The sequence below is a fragment of the Streptosporangium sp. NPDC002721 genome (assembly GCF_042888905.1).
GTDB lineage: Bacteria > Actinomycetota > Actinomycetes > Streptosporangiales > Streptosporangiaceae > Streptosporangium.
Window position 1 is genome coordinate 278,426 of sequence record NZ_JBIAQI010000004.1, and the last position, 12,965, is coordinate 291,390.

General features: G+C 72.9%; 8 protein-coding genes. 1 reads left to right on the top strand and 7 read right to left on the bottom strand.

Going from position 1 to position 12,965, the window contains the following annotated elements:
• Window positions 1–66 precede the first annotated feature (66 nt).
• On the bottom strand, window positions 67–2,607 hold the full coding sequence (locus ACFYWM_RS07370) for a penicillin acylase family protein (protein WP_389910277.1): 2,541 nt from the start codon (window positions 2,605–2,607) through the stop codon (window positions 67–69).
• A gap of 107 nt (window positions 2,608–2,714) precedes the next feature.
• Here ACFYWM_RS07370 and rraA point away from each other — a divergent pair, with 107 nt between their 5' ends.
• Window positions 2,715–3,194 carry a ribonuclease E activity regulator RraA gene (rraA, locus tag ACFYWM_RS07375; RefSeq protein ID WP_389910002.1) on the top strand — a complete coding sequence of 160 codons (480 nt, stop codon included), beginning with the start codon at window positions 2,715–2,717 and terminating at the stop codon, window positions 3,192–3,194.
• A gap of 101 nt (window positions 3,195–3,295) precedes the next feature.
• Here rraA and ACFYWM_RS07380 read toward each other — a convergent pair whose 3' ends face one another.
• The 6 genes from ACFYWM_RS07380 to ACFYWM_RS07405 all read right to left on the bottom strand — a co-directional run bounded on the left by ACFYWM_RS07380 (window position 3,296) and on the right by ACFYWM_RS07405 (window position 12,951).
• Window positions 3,296–4,216: an aldose 1-epimerase family protein gene (locus tag ACFYWM_RS07380; protein ID WP_389910004.1), complete on the bottom strand. Its 921-nt coding sequence runs from the start codon at window positions 4,214–4,216 to the stop codon at window positions 3,296–3,298.
• Window positions 4,217–4,294: 78 nt separating this feature from the next.
• Entirely contained in the window at window positions 4,295–4,771 is a 477-nt protein-coding gene (locus ACFYWM_RS07385; RefSeq protein ID WP_389910006.1) for a GNAT family N-acetyltransferase, read from the bottom strand.
• Between the two features lie 186 nt (window positions 4,772–4,957).
• On the bottom strand, window positions 4,958–6,346 hold the full coding sequence (cysS, locus tag ACFYWM_RS07390; RefSeq protein WP_389910008.1) for a cysteine--tRNA ligase: 1,389 nt from the start codon (window positions 6,344–6,346) through the stop codon (window positions 4,958–4,960).
• A gap of 91 nt (window positions 6,347–6,437) precedes the next feature.
• The gene (locus ACFYWM_RS07395) at window positions 6,438–8,279 is read right to left on the bottom strand and encodes a sigma factor-like helix-turn-helix DNA-binding protein (protein WP_389910010.1); all 1,842 of its coding nucleotides are present in this window, start codon (window positions 8,277–8,279) and stop codon (window positions 6,438–6,440) included.
• A gap of 49 nt (window positions 8,280–8,328) precedes the next feature.
• Window positions 8,329–10,386 carry a UvrD-helicase domain-containing protein gene (locus ACFYWM_RS07400; protein WP_389910013.1) on the bottom strand — a complete coding sequence of 686 codons (2,058 nt, stop codon included), beginning with the start codon at window positions 10,384–10,386 and terminating at the stop codon, window positions 8,329–8,331.
• A gap of 3 nt (window positions 10,387–10,389) precedes the next feature.
• On the bottom strand, window positions 10,390–12,951 hold the full coding sequence (locus tag ACFYWM_RS07405) for a hypothetical protein (protein ID WP_389910016.1): 2,562 nt from the start codon (window positions 12,949–12,951) through the stop codon (window positions 10,390–10,392).
• Between the last annotated feature and the right edge of the window lie 14 nt (window positions 12,952–12,965).

The following is a 12,965-nucleotide window of genomic DNA, read 5'->3' on the forward strand; positions in this document are numbered from 1 at the left end:
ACGCTCAGGCGTCCTGACGCCCCGCGGCCCGAAGGGGAGCGGCCGGGCCGCGGGGCGTCAGGAGCCTCAGGGGCTGAGCGTCAGGGTGTGGGTGGCGGCCTTCTCGACGGACTCACGGCGGGCGAGCATGGGAGTGGTCTCGCCGCCCGCCCACAGCGGCGCCTGGTCCCAGTAGTTGGCGTGGAACGCGTGGCCGGAGGCGCCGGTCAGGTTGATCCACCGGGACTTGTCCGGGTCCGCCAGGTCCACCACCATCCGCATGGACGGCAGCCAGCTCACCGCGTAGCCGTCCTGCGCGTCCCACCCGGCGGCGTTGACCGCGTCGTCGCTGCCGGACACCGGGAACGGGCCCCGGTTGAACAGCCACTCGACCGGGCCGATGCCCGAGGTGCCGAAGGTCTGGTGGACGAGCTCCAGGGAGTGCAGGTCACCCCAGCGCCAGGCCTTGACGTCCGGGCCGAGCAGGTCGTTCAGCTCGTCGTAGGCGAGCGCCATCGCCCGCCGCAGCATGTCGTCGCGGGTCTCGGCGCCCGGGGTGGCCGTGTCGTTCCAGAACGCGTCGTCCGGCCTGTCGAGCATGACCCGGACGACCTCGAACCAGCGGTCTCCGCCCTGGGACCTGGCGCCCTCGGGGAGGTCGTCGTTGAAGGTCTCGACGAGCAGGTGCCGCCAGACGGCGTTGAAGTACATCGCGGGGCCCGAGTCCATGTCCTGCCCGCGGTCCCACTCGCGCAGCAGCTCGCGGGCGTCCTTGGCGGGCCCGGCCATCTCGACGTCCAGCAGCCTGGGCACCAGGAACCGGGCGAGGCCGTTGTCGCTGTCCTGCTGCAGCTCGCTCATCGCGGCCACGTCCACCTTGCCGCCGTCCTTCACCGCCTCGCGGAGACGGTCCAGGACGCGCTGGGAACGGTAGCCGTACGCCCAGTCCTTGGTGAGGGTGTACGGGTAGCGGGCGGGGTCGACGACCGCGTTGTTGGCGGTCACGATGTAGCCCTCCGGCGGGTTGTAGAGGCTGGGCAGCTCGTTGAAGGGGATCGTCGACTGCCAGCCGTACTCACCGGTCCAGCCGGGCACCGGCCAGGTGCCGTCGCCGCGGGTCCGCACCGGGATGCGCCCGGGGGCCTGGTAGCCGATGTTGCCCGAGGTGTCGGCGTAGATCAGGTTCTGCGCGGGCACCTCGAACTTGGCGGCCGCGCTCCTGAACTGCTGCCAGTCCTGCGCGGTGTTCAGCGCGAAGATCGCGTCAGCGGTCCTGCCCGGCTCCAGGGCCGTCCACTTGAGCGCGACCGCGTCGGCCCGCTCCTCGAAGACCGTGTCCATGCCCGGAAGGGTGTTCTTCACGTTCTCCATGACGTCGGAGATGATCGGCCCGTGCATGGTGTCGCGCACCTTGAGCCGCACGTCGGCGCCTCCGGCCACCTTGATCGTCTCGGTCCTGGTGGCCAGCGGCTTCCATTCGCCCATGAACAGGTACGAGTCGTCCTTGACCCGTTCCAGATAGAGGTCGGCGACGTCCGGGCCCAGGTTGGTGAAGCCCCAGGCGATCTTGTCGTTGCGGCCGATGACCACCCCCGGCACGCCGGAGAAGGTGAACCCGGTGACGTCGAACGGGCACTCGGGGCTCTTGACGCGGCAGTGCAGCCCGGCCTGGTACCAGACCGAGGGCATGCCCGGCCCCAGGTGGGGGTCGTTGGAGAGCAGCGGCTTGCCCGACGCGGTGTGCCTGCCACCGACGACCCACGAGTTCGAGCCGATGCCGTGGCCGCCCGCGGGGTCGCCCATCAGGCTCGGCACCGCGCGGATCGCCTCGGCCGCCCGGGTCAGCGCCCCCGTGGCCGGAGCCACCCCGGACCGCTCGGTCTCGACCTTCTTGGGCTCCTGGCCCTGGTCGAACCCGCGCTCGCCGACCGAGCCCCGGGTGACGATCGGCTGGTGGGTGTCGTACGGGTAGCCGGGCCAGAGCTGCTCCACCCGGCCGCGCGGCAGCTTGCTCGCCGCGAGCGCCCGGCCGATCTCGTCGGACATGTTGGAGCGCAGGTCCCAGGCCATCGCCTTGAGCCAGGCCAGCGAGTCGACCGGCGTCCACGGCTCGGGCCGGTAGTCGGGGCTGGTCGCCCGCAGGAGCACGTACTCCAGGCTCCTGTCGGCGAAGCCGTCGTTCCGCCCCATCCAGGCGTTCACCCCGGCGGCGTAGGCGTCCAGGTAGCGCCGGGTCCGCTCGTCGAGCAGGGGCAGCTCCTTCTCGGCCACCTTCCGCCAGCCCATGGTCCGGATGACCCTGTCCTCGGTCAGGGTCGCCGAGCCGAACATCTCCGACAGCCGCCCGGCGGTCACGTGGCGGCGGAAGTCCATCTCGAAGAAGCGGTCCTGGGCGTGCACGTAGCCCTGTGCCAGGAACAGGTCGTCGGGGGAGTCCGCGTAGATGTGCGGGATACCCGTCTTATCGCGATATACGGTGACTTTGCCCTTCAGGCCGCTCACCTTGAGCTCGCCTTCGAGCTGCGGGAAGGACGCCCGCACGCTCCACACGCCCGCTCCGGCGAGCAGCAGCCCGAGCACCAGGAAGACGGTGAGCACCCGTGCCAGCCACTTGAGCGGGCGGGGCATCCAGGCATACGGGCGAAACCTCACAAAAACCTCCTACGCGACGTGCTCCCGCAAGTGTGGCAGTACCCCCGTGGTGTCGGCGTCGGGGTCAGGGCGAAGATGCACGCATGAGACTTTCCACGGCCGACCTGGTCGACGCCCACGGCTCGGCGGTCGCGAGCTGCCTGACCCAGTTCCGCTCGTACGGCCCGAGCCCTCGGTTCGCCGGGCCGATCGCGACCGTCCGGTGCCTGGAGGACAACGCTCTCGTCAAGCGGGTCCTGGCCACCCCGGGCGAGGGGCACGTGCTGGTCGTGGACGGCGCGGGATCCCTGCGCACCGCCCTGATGGGCGACGTCATCGCCGCCTCCGCCGTCTCGCACGGCTGGTCCGGCGTCGTCGTCAACGGCGCCGTACGCGACACGGCCGCCCTCGGCGGGCTGGACCTGGGGGTCAAGGCGCTCGGCTCGAACCCGGCCAAGAGCGCCAAGGAGGGCACCGGCGAGCTCGACGTGCCGGTCACCTTCGGCGAGGTCGTCTTCACCCCCGGCGCCTGGCTCTACAGCGACGAGGACGGCATCCTCGTCAGCCCTGCCCGGCTTCCCTGAGGATCTTTCCGCGACGTGGTCGGCCCCTCCCTGACAAGGGGCCTTCTCCTCGTTCCCGAGTTCCCGAAGGCGTTCCCACGCCTTCGGCGGGACGCCGGCCGTCAGACCGGGCCGATTCCCCAGTGGTGGACGGCGCGCTCGCCGGGGGCGAGCCGGATGACGTCCTCGCCGGTGCGGAAGGCGTTCGGCGGGCAGGTCATCGGCTCCACCGCGAGCCCCTGGCGGCGGTGGCCCTCCGGCAGGGTGTCGCCGGTGTAGAGCTGGAGCCACTCGATGCCCTCGCCCGCCCACAGCTCGACCCCGCCGGTCCCGTCCGGGCCGGTCAGCGTGACCCGCACCCGGCCGTCGGGGCCGCGCTCCAGGCCGGTGAACGCGGTGTCGAGCTCCGTCCCGCCGATCGGGCGGGCGGTCCTGAAGTCGTACTCGGTGCCCTCGACGTCGTGGCGGCCGGTGGGGATCTTCCGCTCGTTCACCGCGATCCACTGAGCGGCGGGCAGCTCCAGGAGGGCGTCGTCAAGGGCGCAGAGGGCGCCGAGGGACAGGTAGGGATGGGCCCCGAAGCCGTACGGCGCGTCGGTGGCGCCGACGTTCTCCGCGCCCACCTCGACCTCCAGACCGGCGGCGCCCAGGGCGTACCGGAGGGAGAGGTCGAGGACGTGCGGGTAGCCGAGCTGGGGGAAGAGCCGCAGCCCCAGCCGGATCGAGGAGTCGTCGCGGGACAGGACCCGCCAGGGGAACGACCGGGAGAAGCCGTGGATCGCGTTGCCGGTCTTGGGCTCGCTCAGCGCGAGCTGCCGGTCCTCGCCGTCGAACGTGTAGCGGCCGTCCTCGACCCTGTTCGGCCAGGGGAGCAGCGGCAGCCCCGCCCCGCCGAGCGGGGGCTGGTCCTCGGGGAAGTCGACGACGAGCGGCCTGCCGTCCAGGGTGAGGCTTCTCAGCCCCGCCCCGAGCTCGGTGATGACGGCCTGGAAACCGCCGGCCGCGATGGTGTGCTGGGTCCCGGTGGGCGCGATAGTTGTCACCCGGCAATTCAACACCTATTGCCTCCCGCTCCCCATCCACGCCGGTCTCCCGGGCCGCCCTGGCACGTTCCTCCGGTCCTACAGCACCGTCTCCAGGACCGTGGACCGCTCGGCGAAGCCGTTGGTCCGGTAGAAGCGGACGGCCGCCTCGTTGCTCGCGTAGGCGGTCACCCCGGCGTAGCGGGCGCCGCGGTGGCGGGCCCACTGCCTGAACTCCTCCACCAGCCTGGCCCCGATCCCCCGGCCGCGGTAGGACGGCTCGACGTACATGCTGCCCAGGGTCGCCACGGTGACCGGCCGCATCGCGGTGGGCCCGGACAGGGCCCCGGTCAGGTGGCCGACGATCCGGTCGCCGTCCTCGGCGACCATCACCAGGCGGCCCGGGTCGTCCAGCGCGTCCACGAAACGGGCCCGCCCGTGCTCCTGGGGCCACTTCACGTTCAGGGCCGGGTCGCGGGTCCCGGCGTCCTCGGCGAACAGCGCGGAACTGCAGGCGACGATCCCGTCCAGGTCCGCGATCGTGCCGGGTCGTACGGCGACGACGATCTCACTCATGATCGCGACGCTATCGGTCGCGACCGACATTCCTGGTGATCCGCCGCTTTCGTCCCGCCGAGTGGAACGGGAACCCGGTCCAGGGCCGGTCCGGGGCCGGTCCGAGGCCGGTCCAGGGCCGGTCCGAGGGCGGTCCGGGGCTTGTCCGGGACCGGAAGGCTTTACCGGTCCCGGGCGGAGCGGCCGTCAGGACCAGGTCTGGCCCTCCGGGGTGTCGACGACCTTCACGCCGAGGGCGGCCAGCTCGTCGCGGAGGCTGTCGGAGGCGGCCCAGTCCTTGACCTCGCGGGCCCGCGCGCGCCGCTCCAGCAGCTCGGCGGCGCCCTCGGGCAGGCTCACCGGCCTGGCCGACCTGCCGATGTCGAGGGAGAGGTCCAGGGCGAGGATCTGGTCGAGGTGCAGGAACGCCTCGAAGCGGGACCCCGGGGAGATCGAGTCGTCGCGCTCCAGCTCGCGCAGGAGCCGCAGCGCCAGCGGGGTGTCGAGGTCGTCGTCGAAGGCGGCCTCGATCCGGGAGACCCGGTCGGCGGGCATCGGGCCGCTGGGCGACTCCGACCACTCGGCCACCTGGCCGCGCCAGCGCCGCAGGGTCTTGTCGGCGGCCCGCAGGGTGTCCCAGGTGAGATTCATCTGCTGGCGGTGGCGGTGCTCCAGCAGCGCCAGCCGCACGGCCAGCGGGTCGAGGCCCGCGTCCGCCACGTCCTTGAGCAGGACCACGTTGCCGGTGGACTTCGACATCTTGCGCCCGTCGAAGAGCAGGTGCTCGCCGTGGACCCAGTGCCGTACCACCTCGTGCCCGGCGGCGGCGTCGGACTGGGCGCGCTCGTCGTCGTGGTGCGGGAAGCGCAGGTCGATCCCGCCGGTGTGCAGGTCGATGTTCTCGCCGAGGAAGCGCAGCGACATCGCCGAGCACTCGATGTGCCAGCCGGGGAAGCCCCGGCCCCACGGGGTCTCCCAGGTCAGCCCCGTCTCGGAGGGCTTCCACAGCGCCCAGTCGGCGTGGAACCGCTTGCGCGGGTCGACGGCCTCGATCCGGTGGCCCGGCCTCAGCTGGTCGAGCCGGTTGCCGGAGATCTCCCCGTACGTCGGGAAGGAGGCCGCGTCGAAGAAGACCGACCCGTCGGGCACCGCGTACGCGTGACCCTTCTCGATCAGCTTCGCGATCATCTCGATCATCAGGTCGATCGTCTCGCTCGCCCGGGGCGAGTGCTCGGGCGGGCGGATGTTCAGCGCGGTCGTGTCGGCCACGAAGGCGTCCTCGTAGAACCGCGCGAGCTCCAGGACGCCGCGCCCCTCGGCCCTGGCCTGGGCGAGCACCTTGTCCTCGCCCGTGGGGTCGATCTCGGTGTCGTCCACCAGGTGCCCGACGTCGGTGATGTTGCGGCAGGCCACCACCCGGACCCGCTGCCGCTCGCTGACCCGCCTGATCAGGTCCGCCAGCAGGTAGGACCGGAGGTTGCCCACGTGGGCCGACCTGTAGACGGTCGGGCCGCAGGTGTACATCCGCAGGGAGCGCGTCCCCTCGGGAACGATCCGCTCAACCCGGCGATTCCGTGTGTCATACAGGCTCAGCATGTGCCGAGCCTACGCAATCACGCCCGGCCCCACAGCGTACGAGCCCACATGGCCCCGGGCCCGGTCGTGTCCGGGCCCGGGGCGCGACGCCTCAGCCTTCGAGGAAGGCGAGGATCTCGCGGTCGCCCCGGTCGCGCAGGCGGGCGATCACCTCCTCGCGGGTGCAGCCGTCCGGCAGGCCGATGCGGGCGCCGATGAGGCGGACACCCTCGGCCTCCGAGGCCACCGGCGCCGTGTAGCCGATCAGGTGCAGCGCCCGGTTCAGCGCGGGCAGCGCCGGTGAGGCCGCGGGCAGGTAGCGGGTGAGCAGCTCGCCGCCGTCGGAGACCGTGAGGAAGACGTGGTCGCCCTCGGAGGCGTTGGCGGCGATCAGGACGGGGCGGATGGACCCCATGGTCGGCTGGTTGTGCCAGCTGATCACCACGTCGCCCGAGGGGGTGGAGGCGGTGAGCTGGCCGCCGGGGGCCATGCCCAGGTGCGCGGCGAAGCCGGTCGGCAGCGGGGAGCCCGAGCCGCGCAGGTGCTCGGCGTTGACGTCCACCCGGTGCCACCAGCGCCCGTCGCGGCTGCGGAAGCAGCGCCGGGTCTCCGAGACGTCCCGGCGCGGCTGGTAGTCGGCCTGCTCGGACCCGGCCACCCTGATCCACCCGCGCTGCGTGCGCTCGAAGCCGGGCCCGCCCGCGTACGCGCGGACCGAGCTCTCGCTCACGTCGTAGCGCCCGGTGAGGTTGGTGACGATCGTGTTGACCGACGCCTCGCCGTTGGACCGCTCGATCTCCCTGACGATCATCTCCCGGATGCCCAGGTACTGCTCGCCGCCCCAGCGCGACAGCCCGTACTTGTTCCGGTCGACCCGCAGGAAGCGGTCGTCGGCGGTGAGCTGGTTGCGGATGCCGACGAGGCTGTAGTCCTCGCCGATGCGCTCCTGGATCTCCTCGGGCGTCAGCGGGCCGCCCGCCACCGCCAGCACGGCCTCGGCCTTGTCGTTGACGCTGCGCGGCCAGGGGACCACGTGGTTCTCCAGCACCCGCAGCTGGGGCACCGCGATGAGCCAGCGCTCGGCCACGTCCTCGCGGATGCCGAGCTGGCTGGCCAGCGTCACGGCCTCGTCCAGCGGGCGCGGGCCGTCGGTGAACAGCTGCCGGGTCTTCTCCCTGAGCTCGTCGGCCCCCCCGGCGACCAGCCAGCCGTCCACCTGCTCGTAGCCGGTCAGCAGGGTCCGTACGAACCGCCAGGAGGGGATGCCCAGCGTGGCCAGGTCGGTGCGGTGCCACGGTACGGCGGCGGCGAGGTCGTCGGCGGGCACGGCGGAGCCCAGCCGGCCCCGCAGCCACGACACGTGGGCGATCAGCGGCGCCGCGTCGTCCTTGGCGAGCCAGGCCTCGACGTGGTCGCGCAGGTCGCGCTCGATCTGCCGGATGCGCTCCCTGGTGACCGAGAACCGCTGGGCGAGATCGTCGAGCGTGGCCCGCTGGGAGGCGTACAGCCGGTCCCTGGCGATGGCCCGCTGGCGCTCGTCCAGCGTGGCGAAGACCTCGTCGATCAGCTCGGGCAGCGGCCGGTCGGGCCGGGAGGGGCGGATCCTGGCGACGCTCTCCTCGGTGACGGGTTCGAGCAGCCGCTCCAGCACGCCGGTGAACAGCTTGTGCACCACCTCGCGGCCGAGCCCCTCGGGCGTGCGGACGCTCGCGGCGGGGTCGGCGAACCTGAGCAGGGGGAGAACGTCACCGAGCATCAGGTGACCCCAGCACGCCAGGGCGAGGTCGGTCAGGCGACCGGCGACCTCGGACGTCCCGATGGTCGAGCAGGCGGTGTCGAGCGGGAGCGCCTGCCACCACGCCTCGGGGAGGCGGGGGTCGGTCGCGATCGGCGCTACCTGGCCGGGAGAGGTCCAGCGCAAGGGTGGCGCGATGTCGCTCAGGCTGAGGTTCATTGAGGTCCAACCGGCAAAGGGGAATATATCCGCAGTTCAGACTATGTGGTCAGGTAGGAAGGAAGGGACTTGCCCGTCCGTGATGAGAAACGTAGAGGAGTTCCCTCGCCCGGGTGCAGGCCACGTAGAGCAGGCCGCGCTCGCGCTGGAGATCGTGCGCCCTGGCCGCGGGATCCTCGCCGACCGGGGTGAGGGAGTCGGGGTCGGGCACGATCCCGTCGGCCACGCCGATCACCGCCACCCGCCGGAACTCCAGCCCCTTCATGCCGTGCAGCGTCGTCACCCGTACCCCCAGATCACGCAGAGCGGCCCGCGCGTCACGCACGAGGCCGGCGGTCCTGGCGGCCACCGCTATCTCCTCGGGCGTCACGCCCTCATTCACCCACTGTCCCACCTGTGCCACCAGACCCGTCAGCTCATCCTGCGCCGAACGGTAGGCGCGGACCATCGGGCGGACCCCGTGCCGGGTGCCCCGGAAACGGTAGAGCTCCTGCACACCGTTGACGAGACCGTCGGCCGGACCGCCCCCGCGTAACCGCACCCCCCAGGACAGGATCTCCCGGGGCAGCCGGTACGACACTCTCAGGCGCTGCTGGATCGCGTCGATCCCGACGGCGCCGAGCGTCACCCGCGTGTCGAAGATCCGCTGGTGCGGGTCGCCCACTATGAACATGTCGTCGCGGGCGTGCGGCACCGCCGCCCGCAGCAGCCGCCACTGCGCCGGGTGCAGGTCCTGCGCCTCGTCCACCACGATGTGCCGGTACGGCTCCCGCGCCGGTTCCGCCTCCTCCAGCAGGTCCCCGGTCGTCTGGCCGAGCAGCACCGACGCCTCGGAGGCCAGCTGCAGCAGGGTCCGCTTGCCGCGCTCCCGCAGCCGCCCGGTGACGTGCTCGACGGCCTTCCACACGGAGACGCGCTCCTCGGCCGCCAGCTCGACGCTGCGGCCCGGACGGGGGGCCTCCAGGTACTCCTCCAGGGTCCGCAGGTTCTGCGCCAGGACCACCTGCTCCCACTCGCGCAGCAGGAACGCCGGGCTGTGGCCGCTCCGCGTCTCCTCCCAGAGCGCGGTCAGCTCGCCGGCGCCGACCAGGGCGGGCGGGCGCCCCTCGGCCTCGGCGACGATGCGGTGGGCGAGCCGGTCCACGTTGCCGACCTCGATCCGCTTGCGGACCACCTCGTCCTCGACGAGCAGGTCCAGCCTGGCCGCGAGCTCGGCGCTCAGCCCCTGGGAGAAGGTGACGAGCAGGATCTGCCCGCTCGCGCGCCCGGCCAGGTGGGCCGCCCTGTGCAGGGCGACGAGCGTCTTGCCGGTGCCGGCGCCGCCGGTGACCAGCGTCGGCTGCTGGTAGGAGTCCCAGTACGCCAGCCGGTGCTGCGGCGGGTACAGGAACACGCACCAGCCCGGCGCGTCGAGCACGCGGTTCAGCTCGCCCGGGTCGTCGGTGAAGACGGCGCGGTCCGGGCTGCGCTGGAGCGCGGCGCCGAAGTCCTCGGGGTTGATCGGCTCGGTGTCCGCGGCGACGGCGCGGCAGTTCTCCAGCTCCCGCCAGGCCCCGGCCATCGACTCGCCCCTGGCGAGCGCCGCCAGCGGCTCGTACTGCGTGGGGGGCAGCAGCGGTTCGAGCGCCTCCAGGGTGAGCTGGTCGGTGATCTGCCTGACCAGCGGCAGGAACCGGCCGTCGACTCCCAGCTCGGCCAGGTCGCTGTCGCAGAAGTCGGCGAACAGGCGCGTCGCGGAGGCCTCGGCCGCCCTGCGCACCGCGGGCCGCACCCGGTCCAGCGCCTCGGCGTCCCACATCTCGACCACGCCCAGCGCGGTGTTGACGCCGAACCGGTAGCGCTGCGCGTACGCCCACGCCTCCGCGTCCGGCAGCACGGTCAGCAGCCAGTAGACGTCCCGCTGCTTGACCACGACGCCCCGGTGCCGGTCGGCGAGCCTCAGGGTGGCCACCCGGGGGTCCCTCGCCCCCCTGACCCGCTCGGGGTGCGGGGCGCCCGCCACGTTCTGCAGGAACCTGCGTGCCGAGACCACGACGTCCCGGCGCACCGGCTGGGCCAGGGCGCCGAGTTCGACGGGGAAGTCGGGGGAGATGGCGAGGCGGGGCATGGGTCAGGCCAACAGTGACAGGAGATCGCGGTCCCCGCGTTCCCGCAGCCGGGTGAGGAGTTCGGGGGTGGCCACCGGGCCCGTCATGCCGACCCGGGTGGCGATGACCCGCCCGGCCTGCTCGGGGGTGCCGCCCGTCGCGGTGTAGCCGACCAGCCGCAGCGCCCGCGCCGTCGCCTCCACCTCCTCGCCGGCGGCCGGCAGGTGCCTGGCCCGCAGCACGCCCTCGTCCGACAGGGTGAGGAACAGGTGGCTGCCCTCCCTGGCGCCCACGTCCTCCAGGAGCGTCATGAGCGACTCCAGCACGGGCCGGTCCTGCCAGCTGAGGACGAGCTCCCCGACCGCGCTGCTGACCGTACGGCCGTCACCGGGCGACATCCCGAGGTAGGCGGCGAACCCGCTGGGCAGCGGGCACTCGGCGCCCTCCAGGTGCTCAGGGGTGACGTCGATCCTCAGCCACCAGCGGCCGTCGGGCTGCCGGAAGCAGCGCCTGGTCAGCGAGACGTCCTTCAGCGGGCGGAACGGGGCCTTCTTCGGCTCCCCGCCGTTCTGCGGGCCGCCGGCCCCCTCGGAGGGCTTCTCCACCGTCAGGGCCGGGGCGCCGTTCGAGCGCTGGGGAGGCCGCTCGCCCGCGCCGAGGATGCGCAGCTGCGGGACGTTCTCCAGCCACTCCTTGGACACCTCGGGGTGGATGCCCAGCGAGGAGACCATGTCGAGGGCCTTGTTGATGGTGAGCGGCGGCTTGGCGCCGCTGATCATGTCGCGGGTGCGGTGGCGCAGCTCGGTGATGTCGCCCTCCACCAGCCACTCGTCGACCAGGTGGTACTCGGGCAGGCCGGCCAGCACGAACTGCCAGGCCGGTACGTCGAGGGAGTGCAGCTCCAGGGTGTGCCAGGGGGCCGCGTCGATCAGCCGCTCCCTGGGCGCGGCCTTGCCGAGGATCCCCTTCACCTCCTCCAGGTGCTCCCGGTACGGGGCGGCCTCGTCGGAGGCGGTCCACTCGGCGAGCTCCCGGCGCAGGTCGGCCTCGATGCCGCCGATGACCTCCGGGGACACCGCGAAGAGCTTGGCCAGCGCCTCCACGGTCGCCGGGGCGTCGCTGAACAGCCTGTTCTGCGCCACCGCCCAGCGCTTGTCCTCGGCGTTGGCGAAGACGCCGTCCACCAGCGCGTGCAGGCTCTTGCGTCCGGGCTGCGCCGCCCTGTGGCTCTCGTGGTCCTCGTGGTCCTCGTGGTCCTTGTCGTCCTCGTGGCTCTCGTCGCCTTCCGCGACCGGCCGGGGGGCGTCCTCCGCCCCTGGGGCCTCGGGGGCCTCGGGGGCAACGGCGGGTGCGCGGTCGTCCGCCTGTGCGTCCTCGGGGCTGTCCTGGGAGTCGTCCCGTGATTCGCCCTCGAACCGGGGGGCTTGTTCGGACTCGGGGGCCCGTTCGGAGTCGGGGGCTCGTCCGGGCTCGAACTCGGAGGCCGGTTCGGAGGCGGGACCGGAATCGGGCGCGGGGACGGGTTCGGCTTCGACTTCGGCGACGGCGGAGTCCACATCCGCGTCCACATCCGCGTCCGCCTTCGCGGAGCCGGTCCCGGCGACGACCCCCGCCCCGGCGGGTCCGGCCTCGGCGGCCTCGGCGAGCCTGGCGGCTTCGGCGAGCCTGATGGCCTCGGCGAGTCTCAGGTCCTCGGGAGACCTCGCGTCCTCGGGGTCGGCCGCGAACCGCTCCTCCCGCGGGTTCCTCCTCGCGGAGGCGGGCTGGAAGAGCGAGCCGGGGGCCTCCCGGGGCCCGGTGTCCGCGTCCCGCGCGCCGAGGGCTCCGGACGCGGGCTGGGCGTCGCGCTCCCGGGGCGGCCTGCGCTTCGGCAGGACGATGGGCTCGGCGACGGCCTCGGGGCCCGGCTCCGGCGCCTCCTCGGGGTGGGAGGTCACGGCGGCGGGCGGAGCGTCCGGAGCCGGGAGGTCCCCGGCGGGCTCGCCCGCGACGAGTCCACCGACGGCGGGCTCACTCGAAACAGAGCCGTTCGAAACAGGGCCGTTCGAAACAGGGCCACTCGAAACAGGCTCGCTCGTGACGGGCTCGCTCGCGGCGGGCGCGAGGGGGGCCACCGGTCCGGGGGAGGAGACCGCCGCCCGGGAGGACCCGGCCGCGTGTGACGCCGGAACCAGGTGGGCCGGGGCCGCCAGGCGGGTGAAGACCGCCGTGAAGAGGGCCTGCAGCAGCGGTACCGGCTGGATGAACGGCTGGTCGCGCAGATCGTGGCCGGTCAGCGAGAGCAGGCCGGGCCAGGACCCGGCCCGGTCGAGGGCGATGGCCGTGTAGGGCTCGTCCGCGTCGTCCGGGTCCAGGACGTGCAGGGCGGGGAGCACGTCACCCACGGCGGCGGCCGGCCAGTGATTCAGGGCGACCGAGGCGAGGATGTCGGCCAGCCTCTCCGGGCCCAGCACCGCGAGCACGCGGGCCATCGGCAGGCTCCGCCACCAAGCGTCCGGTAGGTCGGGCTGTTCGCGCAGAAGTGGGATCGTGGCCGCGTCGCTCCAGCGCAGCGGCGGCACGAGGTCACTCAGACAGAAGTTCATCCGTTCCCTTCACC

Coding starts and splice junctions, on each gene's coding strand:
- cysS (WP_389910008.1), bottom strand. CDS start 6,346: ATGCTGAGCCTGTATGACACACGGAATCGCCGGGTTGAGCGGATCGTT.
- ACFYWM_RS07385 (WP_389910006.1), bottom strand. CDS start 4,771: ATGAGTGAGATCGTCGTCGCCGTACGACCCGGCACGATCGCGGACCTG.
- ACFYWM_RS07400 (WP_389910013.1), bottom strand. CDS start 10,386: ATGCCCCGCCTCGCCATCTCCCCCGACTTCCCCGTCGAACTCGGCGCC.
- rraA (WP_389910002.1), top strand. CDS start 2,715: ATGAGACTTTCCACGGCCGACCTGGTCGACGCCCACGGCTCGGCGGTC.
- ACFYWM_RS07405 (WP_389910016.1), bottom strand. CDS start 12,951: ATGAACTTCTGTCTGAGTGACCTCGTGCCGCCGCTGCGCTGGAGCGAC.
- ACFYWM_RS07395 (WP_389910010.1), bottom strand. CDS start 8,279: ATGAACCTCAGCCTGAGCGACATCGCGCCACCCTTGCGCTGGACCTCT.
- ACFYWM_RS07370 (WP_389910277.1), bottom strand. CDS start 2,607: ATGCCCCGCCCGCTCAAGTGGCTGGCACGGGTGCTCACCGTCTTCCTG.